The following is a 23021-nucleotide window of genomic DNA, read 5'->3' on the forward strand; positions in this document are numbered from 1 at the left end:
ATAAGTTGCTGTAAGATGTGAACTTGTTTTATTATGCGGGTTTTCTCGCGGTGCTATACTTACGCCCACGCACTCGTTCGTAGTGAAGCAGGCCTGAATTTTGCATCGCCCAGGAAGACCTGAGAATCAAAAAGGAGAAAACGGCTAGTGATTAACCAGCGTACACTGAAAAATGTCATTCGCGCCACCGGCGTGGGTCTGCACACCGGTGAAAAAGTCTACCTCACCCTTCGACCAGCTGCAGCGGATACGGGCATTATTTTCAGACGCGTGGACTTGCCGGAACCGGTTGAAATCCCGGCCGTTCCCGAGAATGTCGGGGATACGACCCTGTCTACCACCCTGATCAAGGACGGCATTCGGGTCTCCACCGTGGAGCACCTGCTGTCGGCTCTGGCCGGGCTGGGCATCGACAACGCCTATATTGATCTGAATGCGCCGGAAGTACCGATTATGGACGGCAGTGCCGGCCCCTTTGTGTTTCTGGTGCAATCGGCTGGCATTCAGGAGCAAAAGGCACCAAAACGGTTCATCCGGATTAAAAAGCCGATCGTGATTGAAGAAGACGATAAATGGGTGCGCTTTGAACCGTTCGAGGGGTTCAAAGTGTCGTTCACCATTGATTTTGACCACCCGGTGTTCAAGGATCAAAATCAGACTGCGATGATCGATTTTTCCACTACCTCCTTCGTCAAGGAGGTCAGCCGGGCCCGGACCTTCGGTTTCATGAGCCAGATTGAGAACCTGCGGGCCCATAATCTGGCGCTGGGCGGCAGCCTCGACAATGCAGTTGTCGTGGATGAATACCGGGTACTGAATGAGGACGGTCTGCGCTATGTGGACGAATTCGTCAAACACAAGATTCTGGATTCCATCGGCGATCTCTATTTGCTGGGACACAGCCTGATCGGTGCCTTCAGCGGCCACAAATCCGGCCATGCCCTGAACAACCGCCTGTTGCGCGAGTTGCTGGCCAACAAAGAAGCCTGGGAAGAGGTAACTTTCGAGGATCCGGCCAAGGCGCCCATCTCCTTTGTCCAGCCGGTTCAGGTCACCTGAAACCGCGTTGTGACACCCCAAAAGCACCGGCAATCGCCGGTGTTTTTATTTGGGCGGGACGAATCATGTGGGACTGGTGCGCGGATCCGGAAGATCGCGACCCGAAAAGCTTATCATTCGAGTCGAATGTATAAGAGTTACTTATTTATCCCCGGTCCGACGGGGCCGACTTAATCGTTGCAGGGCCTCGCGCAGGACGGGATCGTCAATGGCCTCGGCCATGGCCTGGATATTTCGGCTGGCGGCGGGGGTAATCTCGCGTTTGTCCGGGGGCTTTTCGACCGGCGTCGGCGTGGCCGGGGCGACATGGATTTTTATGGATTTAAGTCCTTGTAAATCAGGGATATTTTGCTTAAGCTCTTGCAGCAGGGTGGGAACGTAATAACGCAAACGCGACGCCCAGACCGGTGAGTCCACCTGGATAATCAGTTGTTCGGTATCATAGCGGGCCACCTGGCAATGATCCGTCAGCGGCGCAGCGAGCACCGCTAACAGATGCTGATTGAGTCGCCGCAACTGGCGGGTGGTTGTGACCAGGTCCGCAAGCCGGGTCTTTTCTCCGTGCAGGAGCTTGTACAATGGTCTGGGAGTATTCATACTGGATTATGAAGGGTTTGCCCGGTTAATCGGAAAATTCACTTTAACCTCACATTAAAATAACAAGAGCTGTGTTGTCACTATGAATATCGTTGTTCTGAGACGGAAAAAAGGCTGTTCGGGGTTGTGGACCCTGAGTAAACATCGCCTGATCAGCCTTGTTCTGAGCACTGCCATTGTGATGCCGGCGGCGTTCATGGGTGTGGGCTATTATCTGGGCGTCGCGCATATGAAAGCGAACCCGGACGATCTGAACCTGGCCCTGCAATCGGAACTCGATGCCCAGCGCTTGCGAATCGAGGAAGTGACCCGCAACGCGCAGGACAGCATGGACGCGCTGGCACTGCGTCTGGGCAATCTGCAGTCCCATGTGGTCAGGCTGGATGCGCTGGGACAGCGCCTGACCCAGATGGCCAATCTGGATGGCGGCGAATTCAATTTCGAGCAGGCTCCGGCCCAGGGCGGGCCTGTATCAAGCAGCGAACAGCTGTCCGCTGATTCGATCAATGTGCCGGATTTCATTGAATCGCTGGAAGAACTGTCTTCGAAAATCGACGACCGCAGCCAGCAGCTCGGTGTACTGGAAGAGATGATCATGACCCGCAACCTGCAGGCCGAAGTGGTCCCGGCAGGGCGGCCTATCAAACGCGGCTGGCTGTCGTCCTATTACGGTATGCGCACCGATCCCTTCAATGGCCGACGCACCCATCATTCGGGTATCGATTTCGCCGGCAAGGAAGGCTCCGAGGTGGTGGCCGTGGCGGCCGGGGTGGTCACCTATTCCGGCAAGCGCTCCGGCTACGGCCGACTGGTCGAGGTGAACCACGGCAAGGGCTATGTGACCCGTTACGGGCACAACAAGGAAAACCTGGTGGAAGTCGGTGACACCATCAAAAAGGGCCAGGTGATTGCCAAAATGGGCAGTTCGGGGCGTTCTACCGGTCCGCACGTTCACCTGGAAGTGTTGCTCAACGGCCGTACTGTCGATCCCAAAAAATACATCATGGCCAGCAATTAAGCTGTGTTGCGTCCTGCTGACGGCTAATCCGTATGTCCGCCAGTCGTTTGTTGCCGTTTTGGGCCCTCCTGCCGGCGTTGTTGCTGGCGGCCTGCTCGACAACACCCTCCGAACCGACCCGTGAAATACAGTCCGAACCGCAGCCGCATCCGCAGCCGTCTCGCAGCGTATTGACCGTTGCGGCGGTCGGGGATGTGATGCTGGGCACCGACTTTCCGTACCCCCGATTGCCGCCCGAAGACGGCGCCGAGCTGTTACGCGAGGTCGCACCGGTGCTGCGTGAGGCCGATATTGCCTTTGGCAACCTGGAAGGGGTGCTGATGGACGGCGGCGAGCCGGTGAAAACCTGTCAGAATCCCGCGGCCTGTTACCTGTTTCGCTCCCCCGCGCGCTATGCCGCGCACCTGCAACAAGCCGGTTTTACCCTCATGAGCCTGGCCAACAACCATGCCCGGGATTTCGGCGAGGCGGGCCGCGAGGCGAGTATGCAGATCTTGCGCCGCCACGGCATCCGGCATACCGGTCGCCGGGGGGATGTCGCCAGCTGGACGGTTAACGGACTGCGGGTGGCGGCCATCGCGTTTGCCCCGTTTATCGACTCGCATGACATGCTGGATACGGCGCGCATGGTCGCCCTGGTGAATGCGCTCAAGCGTCGGCACGATATTGTGCTGGTCTCGTTCCACGGCGGCGCCGAGGGGGAGGAGGCCCTGCATCTGCCCTTTGCCGAAGAGCACTATTACGGCGAACGGCGCGGGGATGTGGTCGCCTTTGCGCGTCGGGCGGTGGAGGCCGGCGCCGATCTGGTAATCGGCCACGGTCCCCACGTGCCGCGGGCAATGGAGCTCTACCGCGGCCGGTTGATTGCCTACAGCCTGGGGAATTTCGCCACCTATCAGGGGATGAGCGTGAGCGGCCGCAAGGGTCTGGCGCCGTTACTCGAGGCGCGGCTGGATTCGCGGGGCCGCTTTATCGAGGGGCGGATTCATTCGTTTGTCCAGCAGCGCCCGCAGGGACCGGTCCGGGATGCGCAGCGGCGTGCCGCGGGGCTGATCGCACGCCTGTCGCAGCAGGATTTCCCGCGCGCCTCGCTGGCCTTCGATCACCGGGGCCATCTCTATCCCCTGTCCGTTCCGTTTGCGCTGAAAGCGGACAAAACCCGCGACGATCGGTACAATACCCGGTTTTAAAGCAGGAAAAAGATTTTTCCAGGCACAATACTCCAACCAGTAAGTGAGCCCTTACACCAAAGCTTGCAACAGGCAAATTTATGTTCAAACCATTCCTGAAAAAAGTTTTCGGCAGCCGTAACGAGCGCCTGGTCAAGCAGATGGGTAAAACCGTCGAGCGCATCAACGCGCTGGAAGCGGACATGCAGGCCCTCTCCGATGCCGAGCTGCAAAACAAAACTGTCGAATTTCGCCAGCGGCTGGCCGACGGGATGAAACTGGACGACCTGTTGCCGGAGGCTTTCGCCGTAGTGCGCGAAGCGGCGGTGCGGACGCTGGGGATGCGCCATTTCGATGTGCAGTTGATCGGTGCCATGGTGCTGCATCAGGGCAAGATATCCGAAATGCGCACCGGCGAAGGCAAGACCCTGATGGCGACCCTGGCCTGCTATCTGAATGCCCTGCCACAAACCGGCGTTCATGTGGTGACCGTCAACGATTATCTGGCCCGCCGTGATGCCGAGTGGATGGGCAAGGTGTACGAATTTCTGGGGATGTCGGTGGGCACCATCGGCTCCGGCATGCCGTTTGAAGACAAGAAAGCCGCCTACGCCGCGGATATTACCTTCGGCACCAACAACGAGTTCGGTTTTGATTATCTGCGCGACAACATGGCGTTCAGCAAGGAGGAGCAATTCCAGCGTCAGCTGGGCTTTGCCGTAATCGACGAAGTGGACTCGATTCTCATCGACGAGGCCCGCACACCGTTGATTATCTCCGGGCCGTCCGAAGACAGTTCCGGGCATTATCACAAGATCAACGCGCTGGTTCCCAAGCTGACCAAACAGGAAGAGGAAGACGGTCCCGGCGACTACAGCGTCGAGGAAAAGAACAAGCAGATTTACCTGACCGAGGAAGGCCACCAGCATGTGGAAGAGTTGCTCACCGAAGTCGGGCTGCTTGAAGAGGGCGAGAGTCTCTACGATGCCGCCAACATCGGCCTGCTGCACCATGTTAACGCCGCGCTGCGCGCGCATGTGCTGTTCCAGAAAGATGTGGATTACATCGTGCAGGATAACGAAGTGGTCATCGTCGACGAGTTCACCGGGCGCACCATGCCGGGCCGGCGCTGGTCCGACGGGCTGCACCAGGCGGTGGAAGCCAAGGAGGGGGTGGAGATCCAGCGCGAGAACCAGACCGTCGCCTCGATTACCTTCCAGAACTTTTTCCGGCTCTACGACAAGTTGTCGGGCATGACCGGGACCGCCGACACCGAAGCCTACGAGTTCCAGACCATCTACGGGCTGGAAGTGGTGGTGATCCCGACCCACAAGCCGATGATTCGCCAGGATATGGTGGACAAGGTCTATCTTACCCAGCAGGAGAAGTTTCAGGCCATCCTGGATGACATTCGCGATTGCAAGCAGCGCGGCCAACCGGCGCTGGTCGGCACCACGTCGATCGAAGTGTCGGAATTGCTCTCCGGTGTGCTGCAAAAAGAGCAGATTCAGCACGAAGTATTGAATGCCAAGCAGCATGCCCGCGAGGCCGAGATCATCGCCCAGGCCGGGCGCCCCGGCGCGGTGACCATCGCCACCAACATGGCCGGCCGCGGTACCGATATCGTGCTCGGCGGTAACCTGGACGCGGAACTGGCGGAGTTCGAAGCCGCGGACGAACAGGCGCTGGAACAGCATCGCCAGGGTTGGCAACAGCGCCACGATCAGGTGGTGGACGCCGGCGGGTTGCATATCATCGGCACCGAGCGCCACGAGTCGCGGCGTATCGACAACCAGTTGCGCGGTCGCTCCGGACGCCAGGGCGATCCCGGCTCCTCGCGCTTTTATCTGTCCCTGGAAGACAGCCTGATGCGCATCTTCGCCTCGGAGAAGGTCTCCGGGTTGATGCAGCGTCTGGGTATGAAAGAGGGCGAGTCCATCGAACATCCATGGGTCAGCCGGGCGATCGAAAATGCCCAGCGCAAGGTCGAGGGCCATAACTTCGATCTGCGCAAGCAGCTGCTGGAATATGACGATGTCGCCAACGACCAGCGCAGGGTGATCTACGAGCAACGCAACGAACTGTTGTCGGCCGAAGACATCAGCGACACCGTCAAGGCGATTCGCGAGGACGTGGTTTACAACATGGTCACTCCGTATGTGCCGCCGCAGAGCCTCGAGGAGCAGTGGGATCTGCCGGGCCTGGAAGAGATGATCGAAGCGGAGTTCGGCCTCAAGCTGGAGGTCCGCCAGTGGCTGGAAGAGGACGCCAGTCTGCATGAAGAGTCCCTGCGCGAGAAAGTCCTGGCCGAGATCGAAGCGGCCTATGCCGCCAAGGAAGAGAGCGTCGGCAGTGAAGTCATGCGCCAGGTTGAAAAGGCGGTGATGCTGCAGGTATTGGACGGGCAGTGGCGTGAACACCTGGCCATGATGGATCAGCTGCGTCAGGGCATTCATCTGCGCGGCTATGCGCAGAAGAACCCCAAGCAGGAATACAAGCGTGAATCCTTCCAGCTGTTTACGGAAATGCTGGATCGCATCAAGCAGGAGGCGATCACCATTCTCAGCCGGTTGCGGGTACGCAGCGAGGATGACGTGGATGCGCTGGAGCAGCAACGCCGCCAGCAACAACACGCCGACGCCATGGAGTTCCAGCATCGGGAGATCAGCGCCATGAGCGAGGAAGAGCCCGCCGCCGCGCCGGCCCCGGCCGCCACTCCCTATGTCCGGGAAGGGCGCAAGGTCGGGCGCAACGAACCCTGCCCCTGCGGCTCGGGCAAGAAGTACAAACAGTGCCACGGCAAGCTGAGCTGACGCCGTCACGGAGTCGCGTCGATGGCTGATGCCCACAATCCCGCCTTCGAACCGGTGCCCGGCATCCGGCTGGGTACGACGTGCGCCGGGATCAAAAAACCGGGCCGTCGCGATCTGGTGGTGATGGCGCTGGCCCCGGGAAGCACGGCGGCCGCGGTCTTCACCCGCAACGCTTTTTGCGCCGCCCCGGTCAGCGTCGCCCGCGAGCATTTGCAACAGCGCCAGCCGCGCTATTTGCTGATCAACACCGGTAACGCCAATGCCGGCACCGGCGCGGCCGGCCTGGCCGATGCCCGTCAGTGCTGCGCGGCGCTGGCCGAGCAGGTCGGTTGTCAGACTCAGGAGGTGCTGCCGTTCTCCACCGGGGTGATCGGCGAGCCGTTGCCGGTGACACGGATTACCGAGGGCCTGCCGGCGGCCTGTGCGGCGCTGGGTGCGGCGGGCTGGGACCAGGCGGCCCACGGCATCCTGACCACCGACACCGTCCCCAAACTCGTCTCCCGCCAGCTCACCCTGGCGGGGCGCACGGTCACGCTCACCGGGATGGCCAAGGGCAGCGGCATGATTCGCCCGGATATGGCGACCATGCTCGCCTTTATCGCCACCGATGCGGCGCTCGAGGCGCCCTTGCTGCAGGAACTGCTGCAGCAGGCGGTGGACCACTCCTTCAACCGGATCACGGTCGACGGTGACACCTCCACCAACGATGCCTGTCTGCTGGCGGCCACGGGGGCCAGCGGCGTCAACGTGACCGCCGGCAGTGTCGAGGCCAAAGCGCTGTCCGAGGCCCTGCAGGATGTCTGTGTGGCACTGGCCCGGGCCATCGTGCGCGACGGCGAAGGGGCTACCAAACTGATCAATCTCGTGGTCAACGGCGGACGCGACGAGACCGAATGCCTGGCTGTGGCCTATACGATCGCCCATTCGCCGCTGGTCAAGACCGCCTTTTTCGCCAGCGATCCCAACTGGGGCCGACTGCTGGCCGCGGTCGGCCGGGCCGGACTCGCGGAACTGGATGTCGAAAGCGTCAGCCTGTGGCTGGACGACGTGCTGCTGGCCGAGGCGGGCGGACGCGCCGCCGGCTATACCGAGGAACAGGGCCAGCGGGTGATGAATCAGGACGAGATCACCGTCACCGTGGATCTGCAGCGCGGCGATGCCACGGCCACCGTCTGGACCTGCGACTTCTCCTACGACTACGTGCGCATCAACGCCGAATACCGAACCTAGCAATCCGTCGATCAGGTCATGTTGGCCAGCGGCGCTGGATATAACGCGGAGGACGCGGAGTCGCAGAGGCGCGGAGAATTCCAAGTTGAAACACCTGCAAGCTTCTCAAAATTTCAGTCAAATACTAATGAATGAGGTAATTTTTTTAACGCCAGAAACCCTTTTACTCCGCGACTCTGCGACTCCGCGTCCTCTGCGTTTAATTCCCGCTCTGAAAAAATGGGGCGACTTGCTTCCCGGAACGGTTATTCACGACGATGTCTGAAGTGATTCATGTCGCTGCAGGTGTGATTTACAACGCGGCCGGCGAGGTATTGCTGGCCCGGCGCGCGGAGCATCGTCATCAGGGGGGATTGTGGGAATTTCCCGGCGGCAAGATCGAAGCCGGCGAGACGGTGGAACAGGCTCTGGCCCGCGAACTGCATGAGGAGGTGGGGATTACGGTAAGTCACAGCGAGCCGTTGATTCGCATCCCGCATGATTATGCCGATCGCAGGGTCGTGCTGGATGTCCGTGCGGTGCGGGCCTTTAGCGGCGAGGCGCACGGGCGCGAGGGGCAGCCGGTGCGCTGGGTGGCGCCACCCCGGCTGAACGACTATGCCATGCCGGCCGCCAACCGGCCGATCGTGAACGCCCTGCGCCTGCCTGCCGAGTGCCTGATTACCCCGCCGCTCGAGAGCGAGGAACAGTGGTTGTCCGTGCTCAAAAAAAGCCTGCAACAGGGCGTGCGCCTGGTTCAGTTACGGCTCAAGGAGCTGGCCGCGGATCGGATCGATGCCCTGACGCGCAAGGCGCTGGCCCTGTGCCATGCCCATGGTTGCCAGGTCCTGCTCAATGCCGATCCGCCGCAGTTCGCCCATCTGCCGGTGGATGGCTTTCATTTACCCTCGGCAACATTGTCACGCTATAGCTCGCGGCCGGTTGCAGCTGACAAATGGCTGTCGGCCTCGGTTCACAACCGGGCCGAGCTGGCCGAGGCGACCCGGCTGGAGGTGGATTTCGCATTTGTGGCCCCGGTGCAGGCGACCCGAACCCATCCCGATGCGGTGCCACTGGGCTGGGCCGGCTTTGCGGAACTGGCCGACGCGGCCGCGTTTCCGGTGTACGCCCTGGGCGGCATGCAGCGCCGTGATGTGATCCTGGCCCGACAGTATGGCGGGCAGGGCATCGCCGGAATTCGAGTGTTTGTTGAAGGAGACGCGTAAATGTCACCGTGGGTCAAAACAGGTGGGTTGTTGCTGCTGGTCGTGCTGATCGCCCTTGCCGGCGGTTACAGCTGGGTCGCTATCTACCACACTGACCGTGATACTGCTCCGGCCACACCGGCCAAAACTGTGTCGATGCCGGTGACGGCGATCGCCTGCCGGGAGACAACGGGGGCCTGTCGGGCCACGCATCCGGATCTGGGCGACATCACTCTGCGCTTTCCCGACGGGGCGTATTACATGCAACGCTTCGCGGCCGAGCTGCGCCTGGCCAGGGCCACGCAACTCGATCGGGTCACGCTGGACCTGGCGATGACCGGCATGGACATGGGACGCAACCGCTTCAACCTGTCGCCGGCCGGAGACGGGATCTGGCAGGGCGAGTTACTGTTACCCCTCTGTGTTACGGGGCGCGTGGATTGGCAAGTAACGGTGCAACTGGACAGGGATGAGCGACGTTATGAAGCGGTGTTTCCATTAAACGTTACGCGCGCCCCGCAACAGTAACGAGGGGCGAGGTACGAGTGACGAGGAAAACATCTGTAGGGTGCGTTCTACGCACCTTTTCACCCGTTTCTGCGATGAAATCGGTGCGTAGAACGCACCCTACCGGCTCAGAACTCAGAACTCAGTACTCAGTACTTAGTAATCAGCCGCAGGTCACATTGGCGAAGCCTATGTGATGATTCCCGGTCTTTCAGCACTCAGTAGCTGAAAATTCAAAATTCAAAATTCAGCATTAGTCCTTATCTTCGTCCGGATCGGTTTGTTCGTCGATGAACTCATCGGGCAGTTTGCGATCCCCGGGAATGCGGTGGCTTTCGCTGGCCCATTCGCCCAGATCGATCAGCCTGCAACGATCGCTGCAGAAGGGACGCCATTTGGCGTTTTCATCCCAGCTCACCGGCTTGCCGCAGGTCGGGCATTTGACGACCAGACGGCTCATAGGGTGCAGCAGGTCAGCTGGAAGTTGACCGTCCCGTCCATCTGTACCGGGCGCCCGCTGTCGCCGGGGCGCACAAAACGGACACTGAAGCGGTGTTTGCCGCCGCTGATCTCCGGGTAGCAGTCCAGCGAATTGTCGAGCGTGACCCGCAGCAGCTGCGCCCGTGTCTGGCTGTCGAGGCTTTGCTGATAAAAGCCTTTTTCCGCCACCACCTCGCGGGAGTCGGCCGACTCGCGGAGGATCCCGAGGATCAGGCTGACCGGCTTGAGAATGGTGTTCAGCTCCTCGTACCATGTCTCCAGTTTGGCAATGCGCACTTCGGGATCCTGCTGCAGCCAGTAGTGATAGCCGGGCAGATCGAAACTGCAGCTGCCGGCGGTGATGGTCCCGCGCTGGCGCAGGCTGGCTATCAGTTCATTGTCGCGCAGGCTTTGCCCGGGGTGGCCCTGCAGGCCATGCAGTTCCTTCTGGGCGGCATCCAGCTGGGAGAGGATGGTATTCAGTTGCTCGCGATCCACGCCGGGCATGTCGCGCAGACGGGAGAGCGCGGCCTGGAGTCGATCCAGCTCCTTGAGGGTTTCCGCCTTGAGCTCGCCCCGGGAGACGATCTCCAGGATATCGATCAACGCATTGACGGTGGCGCGCGAGTCCCAGACCGAAAAGCCGCGCAGGGTATAGGCTGCCTGTTTGAACAGGTGCTCGAGCCGCAGGTAGGTGCGGATGCGTTCGTTCAGGGGTTGCTCGTAAACGATCGGATTATCCACGTGAAATGATCAACCGCTTGAGGATGAATGTGGCCTTATCTTACTGGAAAGCCCCGGTGGCGAAAACGGGGGATCTAAATAGGTGTTCCGAATGGCTGTCCAGAGAGATTGCTTCGTCACGTTGTTCCTCGCAATGACATCACTATTTTTGGTCATTGCGAGCCAGGCGAAGCAATCTTTTGGACGTGATGATTGGGTATTCGCGGTGCATATTCAGTGTGTCCCGGCGAGCGTCAGATATTTTTCGTGCAGGGTATCGATCTGCTGTTCCAGTTGTTCCAGGTCGCGGCTGTTATCGATGAGGTCATCGGCCAGGGCGCGACGTTGGTCGCGACTACTCTGGCTGGCCAGGATCTGCGCGACCTGCTCGCGTGAGAGTTGATCGCGGGCCATGGTGCGGCGGACCCGGGTCTCCTCGTCCGCCTCCACCAGCAGCACCCGATCAACAAAGGGGTAGTCGCCGGTTTCGGCCAGCAGGGGAATGACCACCAGGCAGTATGGCCCCTGCAACCCGTCGAGCCGGCGCCGGACTTCGTCGCGGATCCGCGGGTGGAGGATCTGCTCCAGCGCCCGGCGCCGGGCGGGATCGGCGAAGACGATAGCGCGCAGCGCGCCCCGGTCGAGCTGGCCGTCCGCCGTCAGTATACTGTCACCGAAGTGCGCCGCGATTTGTGCCAGCGCCGGCTGGCCGGGCGCGACCAGCTCCCGGGCAATGACATCAGTGTCGATGATCGGGACACCCCGTCGGGCAAAGGCATCGGCGACGGTCGATTTGCCGCTGCCGATGCCGCCGGTCAGCGCCACGATCAACATTCTAGTTCCGTGCCTCATGGGTCACGGTACTAGCCCTGAAGCCAGTTCAGATAGGCCTGATTGAGTTGCGGCCCCCAGAGCAGGGCGATCCAGCCGGCGGCCGCCAGATAGGGACCAAAGGGAATCGGTTTGCCGGCCTGATGTTGCCTGAACAGAATCAGCGCGATGCCGACCACGGCGCCGACCAGCGAGGAGAGCAGGATAATGGCCGGCAACATCTGCCAGCCCAGCCAGGCGCCGAGCATCGCCAGCAGCTTGAAATCGCCATAGCCCATGCCTTCCTTGCCGGTCACGAGTTTGAACAGCTGATAAACGCTCCACAGTGCCAGATACCCGGCCATGGCTCCGAACAGGGCCGAAGTGATATCGGTAAAAAGCCCCTGACTGTTGAGCAGCAGCCCGAGCCACAACAGCGGCAGCACGATATTGTCGGGCAGATAAAAATGATCGTAATCGATCATCGTCAGCACAATCAGCGCCCAGGTCAGTACTATGGCGAAGACGGCCGTGGGCGTGACACCGAACTGCCAGGCGGTGAGCGCCGCCAGCAGGCCACTGACCAGTTCGATGATCGGGTAGCGGGCTGAAATGGGGGTCTGGCAATTATTGCAGCGCCCGCGCAGCAGCAGATAACTGATGACCGGGATGTTCTCCCAGGCGCGGATGGCGTGGCCGCAATGCGGGCAGCGCGAGGCGGGGGTCAGTAGATTATACGGGCCGCTTTCCGCCGGCGGCTGCCCGGTTTTGAGCTGGTGGGGGTGATGTTCAGTCAGATACTCCAGGCAGTCACCCTGCCACTGGCGGTGCAGCATCAACGGCAGACGCAGAATCACTACGTTCAGAAAACTGCCGACGATCAGGCCGAGCAGAAACACCACGGCCAAAAATAACACCGGGCTGTCCTGCAGCAGCTGGAGATAGCTCATGAAGTTGAATTAGCCGCCGACGACCTTACCCATCTGGAAGATCGGCAGGTACATGGCAATGACCAGGCCGCCGATCAGCACTCCCAGAAAGACCATGATGATCGGCTCCAGCAGGCTGCTGAGACTGTCCACGGCATTATCGACTTCTTCTTCATAGAAGTCGGCGACCTTGGACAGCATCGTGTCCATGGAGCCGGCCTCTTCGCCGATGGCGGTCATCTGTATCACCATATTGGGAAACAGGTTGGCGGACTTCATGGCGACGTTCAGCTGGGTTCCCGTGGCGACTTCATCGCGCATGCGTAATACCGCGTTACCGTAGACTACATTGCCGACGGCGCCGGCCACCGATTCCATGGCTTCGACCAGGGGGACACCGGCGGCAAACATGGTGGCCAGGGTCCGGGCATACCGGGCGATGGCGGCCTTGTTCAGGATCGGGCCGAGGATCGGCATCTTGATCAATACCTTGTCGAGAAAAACATTGAATTTTTTCGATCGCTTCTTGGCCTGTATCAGGGCGTAAACACCACCGATGATGCCGCCAAATATCGCCCACCAGTATTGCTGGAAAATTTCCGACATATTGACCACGAATTTGGTCAGGGCGGGCAAATCGGCGCCGAAACCGGAAAAAAGGTTCTCGAATTCAGGGATAACGAAGAGCATCAAAATTGCGGTGATGAGGAAGGCGACCACGATGACCGCGGTGGGATAGAACATAGCTTTTTTGATCTTGCCCTTGATCGCCTCGGTCTTTTCCTTATAGAGGGCAATCTTGTCCAGGATATCGTCCAGAATACCGGCGTGTTCCCCCGCGCGTACCAGGTTGCAGAACAGATCGTCAAAATGATAAGGATGCTTGGCCAAGGCTTCGGACAGGTTGCTGCCACTTTCGATGTCGGCCTTGACGCCGAGCAGCAGTTTTTGCATGGCGGGGTTTTCATGACCCCGGCCGATAATATCGAACGCCTGTACCAGCGGTACCCCCGAAGACATCATCGTGGCCAGCTGGCGACTGAAGATGGAAATATCCGCTGCCTTGACTTTGCCGCCACCGCCAAAGAGAGGTTTGGGTTTCTTTTTGACTTTTTTCGGGTTGATCCCCTGGCGGCGCAAGTTGGCCTTGACCAGGGCGATACTCTGACCGGTGACTTCGCCCTTGACTGTCTGACCTTTATTGTCTTTACCCTCCCAGAGGAAGGTATCCTGTTTAGCAGCAGCCTGTGCCATGGTGTTTTAACCTTAGTTTGTTAGTCTTTTGTGACACGGTTGACCTCATCCAGACTGGTCAGTCCGTCCTTGACTTTTTTCAGCCCCGATTTGCGGATATCCGGTATACCTTCTTTTTCCGCCTGGTCGGCCAGTTGCATGGCATTGGCCCCTTCCATGATCAGTCGACTCAGGGCATCGGAGATCGGCATCACCTGATAGATCCCGAGTCGGCCCTTGTAGCCGTTGGTGCATTGATCGCAGCCTTTGGCACCGTAAATTTTGAAACCGGTCTTAATTTCTTCTTCTGTGAAGCCTTCCTCCAGCAACGTCTCGCGGGGGATATCCTGCGGCTCCTTGCAGTTGTTGCATAGCCTCCGGGCCAGGCGCTGGGCGATGATCAGGTTGACTGCCGAGGCAATGTTGTAGGGAGGCACCCCCATGTTCATCAGGCGGTTGAGGGTCTGGGGCGCGTCGTTGGTATGCAGGGTGGAAAGGACCATGTGGCCGGTCTGGGCCGCCTTGATCGCGATCTCGGCGGTTTCCAGGTCACGGATCTCGCCCACCAGAATGATGTCCGGGTCCTGGCGCAGGAAGGCGCGCAGGGCTCGGGCAAAATCAAGACCTACCTTGGTATTGACGTTGACCTGGTTGACCCCCGGCAGGTTGATTTCCACCGGATCCTCGGCCGTGGAGATATTCACATCCGGCTGATTGAGGATGTTGACCCCGGTATACAACGAGACGGTTTTACCACTACCGGTCGGGCCGGTGACCAGAATCATGCCATAGGGTTTATGGAGATTTTCCAGATAGAGCTGTTTTTGCTCTTCCTCATAACCGAGCGCATCGATCCCCATCTGGGCGCTGGTGGGATCGAGGATACGCATGACGATCTTCTCGCCGAACAGGGTCGGGCAGGTATTGACACGAAAGTCGATGGCCCGGGTCTTGGAAAGATTCAGCTTGATCCGGCCGTCCTGGGGCAGGCGGCGCTCGGAGATGTCCAGGCGTGACATCACCTTGAGGCGCGCGGCGATGCGCGGCGCCATCCCCACCGGCGGGGCGGCCACTTCTTTCAATATCCCGTCCTGACGGAAACGGACCCGGAAGCTTTTCTCATAGGGCTCGAAATGGATATCCGAGGCGCCCTTGTTAATGGCATCCAGCAGGACCTTGTTGACGAAACGCACCACGGGAGTGTCGTCGGCATCGGATTCGGTGACGGCTTCGCCGGCGGCGGCCTCATCATCGCTGAACTCCACATCATCGAGATCATCGTCGCCGGCCAGCGCCGAGAGGCCGGTATCGGCCGCTTCCATGGCCCGGTCGATGGTCTTGCTCAGCTTGTCGTCCTGGACCAGAATCGGCTCGGTGGTCATGCCGACGTGGAACTTGATCTCGTCCAGCGCCTGCAGGTTGGTGGGATCCGAGACCGCCACGAACAGGCGGTTGCCGCGCCGGAACAGCGGCAGGGTATGGTGTTTGCGTATCAGCTCTTCCTTGACCAGTTTGATGGTGTCCGGCTCGATGTCGACGACATCGATATCCATCACCGGCACGCCGAACTCGTCGGCCGCCGCCTGGGCGATTTTTCTGGCGTCTGCCATCCCTTTCTGTACCAGATAGCTGACGAACAGCATCTTCTGCTGGATGGAATCGGTGGACGCTTTCTGGGCATCGGCATCCGAGAGGATCCCGTCCTGCACCAGCTTGCGGGCCAGGCCGCTTAATTGCATTTGTACGCCGGGGGTGGCCATATTTTTCAAATCCGGTATGACAGCAGGGTAATCAGTATATCCGTTTCGTCAGACTGTATCGACGCCGATCGGCGCAGGCTTGAGGCCGTGTGCGGAAAACGTGATACAGGCCCAATGAAACAGCCTGAAATAATAATTATAAGTTATTGATGGAAAAGTATTAATTTAGGCAGGTCTACCTGTCAAGCCCAATTTATCCTCGCGCGACGGGGTTGGCCGGGAGCGGTGGTGAATAATATCAAGCAAGTGAACCCCAAGTTATTGTTTTAATTGTATTTATCGGATTACTAGTGGCTGTCGGTGAGCGTTTTACCTGGACCGGGGTGTCGGACTTGTCGGTGGTGGGAATGGTATTAGGTGCTGCTGTTGACATCCACTTCGTAATCAAAACTCACTTCCCAGTCGTGCCCTGGACTTCCCACGGTCCACCGCTGGCGGTTTTCAGGGCGCGTTACTGTTCCCGGAGAAGTCGCTGTTGTAGTCAAGATAAAAGTCCTCATGGACCAGCTCGAGCGCGGCCATGTTTTACTACGCATTTGTCATCCGGCTCTCGGTGAGAGAACTGTTGTAGACAGGAATCGCGATCCCGGACAGAATCCCGATGATGGCGACATTCATCATCAGTTTGATCGAGGTGGAGGCGAACAGTTTTTTGTAGTACATGATGTGCGGTGTTTTTCAAGATAGTTGTCGCCTTTTCCGTTCTTAAGCCGCTTGCTGCACCCGCTCAGGGTTGAGGGCCGTCGGTCCTACCGCTACCCAGTTTCTCGTTCTGCCGGACCATCGCTGCGGGTTCCGCACCTTGGCCTGCTCGTAGATCCGATCACGCTGTTTCAGGATATCCCGGTCGTCGCCTCGATGCCGCTGCGCCGGCGTCACAAATTTCAGCGCACTGTGGCAGTGGCGGTTGTTGTACCAGTCGACAAATTTCAGCATCCAGTCACGAGCCTCTTCCAGCGTGGCAAATCCCTGCGATGGCCAGGCCGGACAATACTTCAGTGTCCGAAACAGCGACTCGGAAAACGCATTGTCGTTGCTCACTCGCGGCCGACTGTATGACGGCGATATGCCCAGATCCGCCAGCTTGATCCGCAGCGTCTGCGATTTCATCGGGCTGCCGTTGTCCGCATGCAAGACCAGCGGTTGGCGAAAGCACCGCTCGGCCAGCACGCTGCGCTGCACCAGCGGTGCGGCCAACTCGCCGGCCTCTCGCTCGTGGACTTCCCAGCCGACGATTTTGCGGCTGTAGATGTCCTCAATGAGGTACAGGTACCAAAACAGTCCACGCACCCGGCTGGGCATCCAGCTGATGTCCCACGACCACACCTGGTTCGGCCCGTCGGCCACATGCGTGGTCGGCGCCTTCGTTTTCTTCGGCGCCTGGGCCCGGCCCCGGTGATGCCGCTGGCCCGCCGCATGCAGTACCCGGTAGAAGCTCGACTCACAGGCGATATATTCACCCCGGTCCGCCAGCTTCGGCACGATCTGGCTCGGCGGCAGTGACGCAAACTCGGGTTCATTGCACACGGTCAGGATACGCTCGCGCTCCTCGGGCGTGAGCTTGTTCGCCGGCTCGGGCCTGATAGCATCAGGCCGTCGGTCGGCATGAACTTCCCCACCCTGGGTCCATCGCTGCAGAGTGCGTACAGTGATGCCGATTTCCTTGCAGGCCCGCGCCTTGCGGGCTCCAGCGCTCACCGCCTCCTCAATATAACCCACCAGTTTGCGCCGCTCCGGGAGCGAGGTCATCCTTCCTCGTCGTCCCCCCAGAGGGCGTTCAACTTTTTTCGCAGGGCCAGCAGCGCGGCGGTCTCTGCCAGCGCCTTGTCCTTGCGCCGCAGTTCCCGCTCCAGCTCCTTGATACGCTTTTTATCCTCGCGGGCCTGGGCCTTCTCAGCCTGTCGCCGACTGGCCGCCTGGTCCGCTCCGGTCTCACAGGCCGTGCGCCAGGCCTTCACCTGCTCGGGGTATAACCCCTTACCACGGCAATACTCACTCAGCTCCGCTTCACTCAGGCCGGCGGTCTCCACCACCACCGCCAGCTTCGCTTCACCCGACCAGTCGTCGCTTTGTTTTCCGTTTCCCGGCACCGGGACCCCCTGTTCTCTGGCTTGTTTTCGCCAATTATACAGGGTCATTTCGCTGATCCCTTCCTCTCGAGCCACATCGGCTACACTTCGGTTTTGCGGGGGCAACAGCATGCACATCACGGCAGCCTTGCGTTCTTCTGAATAACGGGGCATTTCTCGTCGCTTTCCACCCCCTGTCTTGGTTACTTTCTGATTCAGAAGAGGCGACAACTATCCTGACACAGGGGGTGTGCCTCGATAGTGTAATACCCTGTTTTTAATATTATAATATTTTGTGGTAATTTTCTGTGAAATCTGCGGAAACTACTATCCCGTAAAATCGGCATCGCTGGCGGCAAATTGAGAATTAATTTTCCGTGTTTCCCCTGGTTTGTACGTGAAAGCGGCGGGCATGCTGGGCGAGGGCCAGTACAGACACTATACGAGTCGCTATTTTGTTAACGGCCAGTTATACAAGGCAGATTATTTAATGCGATTGGCAGAAGAATTAAAAAAACAACCGCTTTTCTTCCTCTCAATAACCGTGCTTGTGCTGATCGTGGCATTTTTTGCTGAGATGCAGGGGTTACATCAACCTCATGTTAAGACTATTTATAAAAGAGAACTATTTTTTTTGGAACTCGCGTTTGTTGTGTTAGTGATTTTAAATCGCGAGATCACTTTCCCTTCTGTGAAAAACTTTCCTGGTCTTTTGGTTGCATTAGCTGCGTACTGGGGAGTGTGGTCATTATTTTCTGCAGTTGATGCTATAAGACCGCTCTTGGCTTTGTATACATATGCAGAGCATTTAACTTTAGTGTTGTTTAGTTTCTCGGTTTACGCGCTCATCCGGAAATTTAAATACAGCAGAGAAATATTGCTATGGGTTATTCTTCTAGGGTTTTGTTTTTATTGTTTGTTTTTTGGTGGGTCGTATTTTCTGTTCGAAAATTATAATCCAGAAATCAATTTTGCTGCAACATTTGATGAAGTCGGATTTAGAAATATTCGTCATTTGGGATATTATTTTGCCATCGGTTTAGTTGTGGCGACTGGTATGGGAGTGGGTTTAGGGCATTATTATGGGAAAGCAGCATTATGGATTGGGGCTGTATTGTCTGTTGTTGCATGGGCTTTGATTTTTTGGGCAGGAGGAAGGGGGCCGCTGGTCGCATTCTTTGTGTCATTAGGGTTAATTATTTTTCTTAACGGAGGATTCAGGCAAAGCAAACAACTTTTACTATTTGTGGCTATCACCTGTTTCATCGGCGCTTTCGGATCACTGCTTATCCCCGGCGGTTATGGTATAGATTATTTAATAGGGAAGTTATTGTGGGTACCAGAAGACTTTTCGACGTTGATAGAAGTGGAAAAAACACCGTCGAAGCGGATAGAGATGTGGCTGACCTGTTTGAATGAGATAAAAAATAATCCTTTTTTCGGGATAGGGCAGAACAATTTTCGATATGGCTGTGGCAAAGGGTTTCCGCTGACTCTCCATCCGCATGGTGTGCATATCCAGGCGCCGCTAGAGTGGGGGATACCGGGTGCAGTGGCATTTTTTTTGTTAGGCGGGGCTATGCTGTGGCGGACTTTCATGAATGTCAACGCAGCTCAGGAAGGTGAATCATATGCATTAATCCCTTTGTGGGGAGTGCTGATGTTGCTGGTTGCCTCAGGATATGACGGGATATTGTATCAACGTTACTCGCTGATGTTTTTTGCATTATTTTTAGCAATGATGATGCCTGTTAAAGATGACTTGAAATCAGATGGGGTACGCAAAGAAGATGGCCGATTAGTTTATTACGGGCTGCTGTTTTTTGTTTTGCTGTTACTTATGATTCTAGCTGTGGCTGATTTTCAGTTCGTCGTTGAGTATTATGAATTGTAAGATTATATTCTAGTGCTATCCATGAAGCTGATATTTTGGATGTACTTTTTATCTAGCTGTTGTGACGATCATTTTGTGATTTCTGGTTATTTTTCTGTATTGGTTCCTCTAAAATACGAAAAAAAGTAGTTTCAAGGGATGTTGCTGGCCTGGCTTCAATCAGTTGCCCGCCTTTTTGGTTTAGTGCGACGAGCCAAGCAGCCATATCTGCCTGTTCAATTTCCTCTTCATATTCGCCTTTTCGTAATTGTTCCCCGCTGGTTATGTTCTCGTCAATCTGGTACCTGACAATAAAGCGGGCTGTATAACTTGACAAAAGCTCCTTCGGTGAACGTGTAGTTACAAGAGTACCTTCATTAATGAACCCGAATCTGTCAGCGATGCGTTCGACGTCATGTAATACGTGAGAAGTAAAAAATATTGCGCCACCCTGCTGTTTATATTCAAACAATAGTTCGATCACATCCTTTCGCCCTATCGGGTCAAGTCCGGATAACGGTTCATCAAGCACGAGTAAACGGGGTTTTACTACCATTGCATGGGCTATAGCAGTACGTTGCACATTACCTTTGGAAAGCTGTCGAATTCGCCGGTTGGCGTAAGGCGTCAAGGATAAACGTTCCAGCCAGTATCCACACCATTCCTTATCATCGCTGCGTTTTATACCATAGTGGCGCAACGCCATACGCAGGATTTCTAAAGGGGTAAATTGTTCATATAATGATGGTGACTCGGGCAGGTAAGATACACCACTACGGGATTCAGCGAGGCGAGCAGAAATACCATGGATCCGAACTTCTCCCTGATAGTTATTGATGATATCGAGCATGATTTTGATAGTGGTAGATTTGCCTGCACCATTAGGGCCAACAAAACCAAAGACTTCACCTTTAGGGATAGAAAAGCTAACATCACGTAAAGCATGGACGGTTTTTCGGCCCTTGCTGAATGATTTAGAGACGGAGTCGAATTCCAATACTGAAGTCATAAGTCTCCCTCGTTTATCCCCTGAATCTTATGGGTCCGCAGACGAAATTCACCATTGATAAATTCATAGCCTAAATTGAGTGGGTCCTGAGGGAAATTATGTAGAATACCTTGAGTTATTAACTGTTTCGGGTTGTCCAATGATTCGCCGGTTTCTTCTTCGTAAGTATTCTGAGCTTTACGTAGTGTGACGAGCCCCTGTAACCGAACTAGGCGTTTTTCGAGCATCTCCCGCAACTTGGGATCTTGGGCTGTTCTAATTTCATTACTAAGATAATTAATAGCCATTTGCTCATCATTCATTTCTTCGGCGTTAATCATAATCGCCAGTTTGCGAAAGACTGAAGAATTGTTCGTTGAACGTTTGGCGGCCTTTTCTAATTCGTTTTGTGCTTCCTCGATATTATGAAAAAAGAAATATTGATTAAAGCCGAGAAAAAAAGGTGGATATTCATCCCAGAAACGGCATTCAGTCGCACGTTGTAATAAGTCGTTTCCTGCTTCTTCCATTCCTCCCCAGGTAAGTACAGCGTTACCCATGTAATAGTTGTCTTCATGACAGGGATTAAGTTGGGCGACCACTCTATGTGAACGAAGACGATAAACAGCACGTTCCCGATCATTACTGTCGTCAAGAGTAATGGTTGCGCTGCGTATCGCCTCCAAATTGGCTGCCAGAAAGCGGTCACCAGCAAATATTAGTAGTTGTACAGGGGCAGTAATTACCACTTGTCCTTCGAGAGAGTGCTCCGTACGAGATATGTCGCCTGGTCCCGTTATATTGCCAAAAAAAAATATTAGCGCAAACAGAATACTGGCGAGTAAAGATAAATGATGTTGCCACATATAAGTTAGTTAAATTGTTTACGTCCAAGTAACCAGATTGATAGCGCCAGCAATGCAAGTGCATAGGCAAGTGTGCTTAATACTAAACCAGGCCAGTCTGCCGGCAGAAACTCCCATTTGCTGTACAAGCTGATACGCCGCACATCTAAAGCGCCAAGATCAGGTAACAAGTAGTATAAAATGCCTAATGAGCCCCGATATAGCTCGGGGTTATCTACCACGTAGCGTTCGTTCTCTAGCAAGGCAATAATGCCAGAATAAGAGCGGGAAACCAGCAGGAAACCCAGGGTGCCTATGAGTACGAAACTGGGTGTTACAGCTACTATCGAAATCAGCAGAGCCAACGTGGCGATCACGAATAGGTCTATAGCTGTAAATACAAGTGTAACTACATATCCTAAGCCCAGATCTACGGGTGTAGACTGTTGGTAACCATAATAACTTAGATAACCGACGAGGGCGGCAAGAATAATGCCGAGTATTATTATTGCGCCAAATGTGAGAATAATTAGTGCGGAGAAGCGTCCGAGTAAAAAATGAGAACGAGGTTGCGGTGCTGTTAGTGAAGTAAGATAGTAGCGTCGATCAAATTCTCGTGTGAATAGCTCCTGCATTAACAATATGATCAGTAACGGTAATCCCAGTCGTATGACAGACAGGCCAATATCCAATGCGACAGTAGCTGGCTGGCGACCGCTGAATTGCGCGCCGAGTAATGTTGCAACCACAAGGACCATGCCAATCCAGAAGAGGACTGTGAATAAACGCGCACGCCACGCAAGCCAAAGGCCGGTTACGAAGTCAGGGGCCAAGTATTTCATAAGCAAAATGTATCACAAAAATCGTTGTTCATAAAAAAAAGGGAGGCAAGTGCCTCCCTTTGATTTGATATCACGAACAGTTGTTACTGACTATATCAGCTCGATGTGGCCACCGTACCAGCTGCACCTGCTGCAGCGCTGCCTGCTGAATCGCAGTTTGCATCCTGAGAACCAACTACTGAGCCACCTGCAGAGCTGCCTGTGTAAATGTAGTTATTGTTGCTGGCATCGTTACGGCCATTGGGATGACAGGTACCCACAGCAATAATGTTGCTGGCTGTAGCACAGTGGTAGCCGCCGGCGACACCGCTGGAAAGGTTAATTGAGACATTTTCAGTCAACAGTGAGCAGTCACCAACTTGAATTGTTTGTTGTGTCCCTTCGCCGTTTCCGATCTGGTCAGCGGCAATGGCTTCATCAGTATCGTCTGCGGCGAAAACAGATGTTGAAAATGCAATGCCGACAATGCCGCCAAGCGTAATGAGTAATTTTTTCATGATCAATCTCCTTAAGATTCTCTGACAGTACTGTGTTGTTTACCGTTTGCTGGCAAGCATCACGGTCAGCATGTTTTTAGCGTCAGCCTGGGCCGTAGAGTCATTGGCCTTGGCGCGGTATTCGTTAAACTGCGGAATGGCCACGGCGGCCAGGATGCCGATGATGGCGATAACGATCATCAGCTCGATCAGGGTGAAGCCCTTCATAGCTTTTTTCGCTTTCATTTCGTTCTCCCATATTTCAGGTGGTAGGTTTTAAAACCGTATGCGGCAATTGCTTGCCGTTTGTTGGGTATCTTGTAGCAGTATGCGTGCCACATGGGTATCGACCCGATCACAAAATTTTTGATGGCGTATTTTGTTCTTTAATTACAATGACTTGTAAAAAATCCGGG

General features: G+C 56.1%; 22 protein-coding genes. 8 read left to right on the forward strand and 14 right to left on the reverse strand.

The genetic code is table 11. The features are described 5' to 3' along the window. The first annotated feature begins 147 nt into the window (after nt 1–147). Nucleotides 148–1059, forward strand: a complete 912-nt coding sequence (gene lpxC / locus U5J94_RS08020; RefSeq protein WP_322565120.1) for a UDP-3-O-acyl-N-acetylglucosamine deacetylase — start codon at nt 148–150, stop codon at nt 1057–1059. A gap of 141 nt (nt 1060–1200) precedes the next feature. Here lpxC and U5J94_RS08025 read toward each other — a convergent pair whose 3' ends face one another. Beyond that, on the reverse strand, nt 1201–1656 hold the full coding sequence (locus U5J94_RS08025; protein ID WP_322565121.1) for a DUF721 domain-containing protein: 456 nt from the start codon (nt 1654–1656) through the stop codon (nt 1201–1203). An 82-nt stretch (nt 1657–1738) separates the two neighbouring features. On the opposite strand from U5J94_RS08025, the gene U5J94_RS08030 reads away from it, so the two are divergent. The 6 genes from U5J94_RS08030 (at nt 1739) to U5J94_RS08055 (ending at nt 9598) form a co-directional block, all read left to right on the forward strand. Beyond that, on the forward strand, nt 1739–2674 hold the full coding sequence (locus U5J94_RS08030) for a M23 family metallopeptidase (protein ID WP_322565122.1): 936 nt from the start codon (nt 1739–1741) through the stop codon (nt 2672–2674). 32 nt (nt 2675–2706) lie between these two features. Then, nucleotides 2707–3864 carry a CapA family protein gene (locus U5J94_RS08035; RefSeq protein WP_322565123.1) on the forward strand — a complete coding sequence of 386 codons (1158 nt, stop codon included), beginning with the start codon at nt 2707–2709 and terminating at the stop codon, nt 3862–3864. Nucleotides 3865–3944: 80 nt separating this feature from the next. Beyond that, the gene (gene secA / locus U5J94_RS08040) at nt 3945–6656 is read left to right on the forward strand and encodes a preprotein translocase subunit SecA (RefSeq protein ID WP_322565124.1); all 2712 of its coding nucleotides are present in this window, start codon (nt 3945–3947) and stop codon (nt 6654–6656) included. 21 nt (nt 6657–6677) lie between these two features. Beyond that, nucleotides 6678–7886 (forward strand): bifunctional glutamate N-acetyltransferase/amino-acid acetyltransferase ArgJ, encoded by a 1209-nt coding sequence (argJ, locus tag U5J94_RS08045; protein ID WP_322565125.1) that lies wholly within the window; start codon nt 6678–6680, stop codon nt 7884–7886. A 257-nt stretch (nt 7887–8143) separates the two neighbouring features. Continuing rightward, nucleotides 8144–9091 carry a Nudix family hydrolase gene (locus U5J94_RS08050; protein ID WP_322565126.1) on the forward strand — a complete coding sequence of 316 codons (948 nt, stop codon included), beginning with the start codon at nt 8144–8146 and terminating at the stop codon, nt 9089–9091. Continuing rightward, nucleotides 9092–9598 carry a hypothetical protein gene (locus tag U5J94_RS08055; protein WP_322565127.1) on the forward strand — a complete coding sequence of 169 codons (507 nt, stop codon included), beginning with the start codon at nt 9092–9094 and terminating at the stop codon, nt 9596–9598. Nucleotides 9599–9830: 232 nt separating this feature from the next. Here U5J94_RS08055 and yacG read toward each other — a convergent pair whose 3' ends face one another. The 8 genes from yacG to U5J94_RS08095 form a co-directional block, all read right to left on the reverse strand. After that, nucleotides 9831–10037 carry a DNA gyrase inhibitor YacG gene (yacG, locus tag U5J94_RS08060; RefSeq protein ID WP_322565128.1) on the reverse strand — a complete coding sequence of 69 codons (207 nt, stop codon included), beginning with the start codon at nt 10035–10037 and terminating at the stop codon, nt 9831–9833. Beyond that, a complete protein-coding gene (gene zapD / locus U5J94_RS08065; RefSeq protein WP_322565129.1) occupies nt 10034–10801 on the reverse strand; it encodes a cell division protein ZapD in 768 nt (255 codons plus the stop codon). The genes yacG and zapD overlap by 4 nt, the downstream gene beginning before the upstream one ends. 213 nt (nt 10802–11014) lie before the next feature. Continuing rightward, the gene (gene coaE / locus U5J94_RS08070) at nt 11015–11614 is read right to left on the reverse strand and encodes a dephospho-CoA kinase (protein WP_322565130.1); all 600 of its coding nucleotides are present in this window, start codon (nt 11612–11614) and stop codon (nt 11015–11017) included. Between the two features lie 29 nt (nt 11615–11643). Further along, a complete protein-coding gene (locus U5J94_RS08075) occupies nt 11644–12540 on the reverse strand; it encodes an A24 family peptidase (protein WP_322565131.1) in 897 nt (298 codons plus the stop codon). Nucleotides 12541–12549: 9 nt separating this feature from the next. Next, on the reverse strand, nt 12550–13773 hold the full coding sequence (locus U5J94_RS08080) for a type II secretion system F family protein (RefSeq protein WP_322565132.1): 1224 nt from the start codon (nt 13771–13773) through the stop codon (nt 12550–12552). Nucleotides 13774–13793: 20 nt separating this feature from the next. After that, a complete protein-coding gene (gene pilB, locus U5J94_RS08085) occupies nt 13794–15512 on the reverse strand; it encodes a type IV-A pilus assembly ATPase PilB (protein ID WP_322566555.1) in 1719 nt (572 codons plus the stop codon). A gap of 528 nt (nt 15513–16040) precedes the next feature. Next, nucleotides 16041–16175: a hypothetical protein gene (locus U5J94_RS08090; protein WP_322565134.1), complete on the reverse strand. Its 135-nt coding sequence runs from the start codon at nt 16173–16175 to the stop codon at nt 16041–16043. A 42-nt stretch (nt 16176–16217) separates the two neighbouring features. Beyond that, nucleotides 16218–17755 (reverse strand): IS3 family transposase gene (locus tag U5J94_RS08095; protein WP_322565135.1). Its coding sequence is split into 2 segments (ribosomal slippage): nt 16218–17293 and nt 17293–17755, totalling 1539 coding nucleotides; the frame shifts between segments, so codons are not numbered across the junction. Nucleotides 17756–17978: 223 nt separating this feature from the next. Here U5J94_RS08095 and U5J94_RS08100 point away from each other — a divergent pair. Further along, entirely contained in the window at nt 17979–19475 is a 1497-nt protein-coding gene (locus tag U5J94_RS08100) for an O-antigen ligase family protein (protein ID WP_322565136.1), read from the forward strand. 52 nt (nt 19476–19527) lie between these two features. Here the strand turns inward: U5J94_RS08100 and U5J94_RS08105 are convergent, their stop codons facing one another. The 5 genes from U5J94_RS08105 to U5J94_RS08125 form a co-directional block, all read right to left on the reverse strand. Beyond that, entirely contained in the window at nt 19528–20463 is a 936-nt protein-coding gene (locus tag U5J94_RS08105) for an ABC transporter ATP-binding protein (RefSeq protein WP_322565137.1), read from the reverse strand. After that, nucleotides 20460–21308 carry a hypothetical protein gene (locus U5J94_RS08110; RefSeq protein ID WP_322565138.1) on the reverse strand — a complete coding sequence of 283 codons (849 nt, stop codon included), beginning with the start codon at nt 21306–21308 and terminating at the stop codon, nt 20460–20462. Before U5J94_RS08110 ends, U5J94_RS08105 begins: the two co-directional genes overlap by 4 nt. 5 nt (nt 21309–21313) lie before the next feature. Next, nucleotides 21314–22045 carry a hypothetical protein gene (locus U5J94_RS08115; RefSeq protein WP_322565139.1) on the reverse strand — a complete coding sequence of 244 codons (732 nt, stop codon included), beginning with the start codon at nt 22043–22045 and terminating at the stop codon, nt 21314–21316. A 179-nt stretch (nt 22046–22224) separates the two neighbouring features. Next, the gene (locus U5J94_RS08120) at nt 22225–22626 is read right to left on the reverse strand and encodes a hypothetical protein (protein WP_322565140.1); all 402 of its coding nucleotides are present in this window, start codon (nt 22624–22626) and stop codon (nt 22225–22227) included. A 39-nt stretch (nt 22627–22665) separates the two neighbouring features. Next, complete coding sequence (locus tag U5J94_RS08125) at nt 22666–22851, reverse strand: type IV pilin protein (protein ID WP_322565141.1); 186 nt, start codon at nt 22849–22851, stop codon at nt 22666–22668. Nucleotides 22852–23021: the final 170 nt, after the last annotated feature.

This window comes from Thiohalophilus sp., from assembly GCF_034522235.1.
Taxonomy (GTDB): domain Bacteria; phylum Pseudomonadota; class Gammaproteobacteria; order UBA6429; family Thiohalophilaceae; genus Thiohalophilus.

Coding starts and splice junctions, on each gene's coding strand:
- U5J94_RS08025 (WP_322565121.1), bottom strand. CDS start 1,656: ATGAATACTCCCAGACCATTGTACAAGCTCCTGCACGGAGAAAAGACC.
- U5J94_RS08030 (WP_322565122.1), top strand. CDS start 1,739: ATGAATATCGTTGTTCTGAGACGGAAAAAAGGCTGTTCGGGGTTGTGG.
- U5J94_RS08035 (WP_322565123.1), top strand. CDS start 2,707: ATGTCCGCCAGTCGTTTGTTGCCGTTTTGGGCCCTCCTGCCGGCGTTG.
- secA (WP_322565124.1), top strand. CDS start 3,945: ATGTTCAAACCATTCCTGAAAAAAGTTTTCGGCAGCCGTAACGAGCGC.
- argJ (WP_322565125.1), top strand. CDS start 6,678: ATGGCTGATGCCCACAATCCCGCCTTCGAACCGGTGCCCGGCATCCGG.
- U5J94_RS08050 (WP_322565126.1), top strand. CDS start 8,144: ATGTCTGAAGTGATTCATGTCGCTGCAGGTGTGATTTACAACGCGGCC.
- U5J94_RS08055 (WP_322565127.1), top strand. CDS start 9,092: ATGTCACCGTGGGTCAAAACAGGTGGGTTGTTGCTGCTGGTCGTGCTG.
- yacG (WP_322565128.1), bottom strand. CDS start 10,037: ATGAGCCGTCTGGTCGTCAAATGCCCGACCTGCGGCAAGCCGGTGAGC.
- coaE (WP_322565130.1), bottom strand. CDS start 11,614: ATGTTGATCGTGGCGCTGACCGGCGGCATCGGCAGCGGCAAATCGACC.
- U5J94_RS08075 (WP_322565131.1), bottom strand. CDS start 12,540: ATGAGCTATCTCCAGCTGCTGCAGGACAGCCCGGTGTTATTTTTGGCC.
- U5J94_RS08080 (WP_322565132.1), bottom strand. CDS start 13,773: ATGGCACAGGCTGCTGCTAAACAGGATACCTTCCTCTGGGAGGGTAAA.
- pilB (WP_322566555.1), bottom strand. CDS start 15,512: ATGGCCACCCCCGGCGTACAAATGCAATTAAGCGGCCTGGCCCGCAAG.
- U5J94_RS08090 (WP_322565134.1), bottom strand. CDS start 16,175: ATGTACTACAAAAAACTGTTCGCCTCCACCTCGATCAAACTGATGATG.
- U5J94_RS08105 (WP_322565137.1), bottom strand. CDS start 20,463: ATGACTTCAGTATTGGAATTCGACTCCGTCTCTAAATCATTCAGCAAG.
- U5J94_RS08110 (WP_322565138.1), bottom strand. CDS start 21,308: ATGTGGCAACATCATTTATCTTTACTCGCCAGTATTCTGTTTGCGCTA.
- U5J94_RS08115 (WP_322565139.1), bottom strand. CDS start 22,045: ATGGTCCTTGTGGTTGCAACATTACTCGGCGCGCAATTCAGCGGTCGC.
- U5J94_RS08120 (WP_322565140.1), bottom strand. CDS start 22,626: ATGAAAAAATTACTCATTACGCTTGGCGGCATTGTCGGCATTGCATTT.
- U5J94_RS08125 (WP_322565141.1), bottom strand. CDS start 22,851: ATGAAAGCGAAAAAAGCTATGAAGGGCTTCACCCTGATCGAGCTGATG.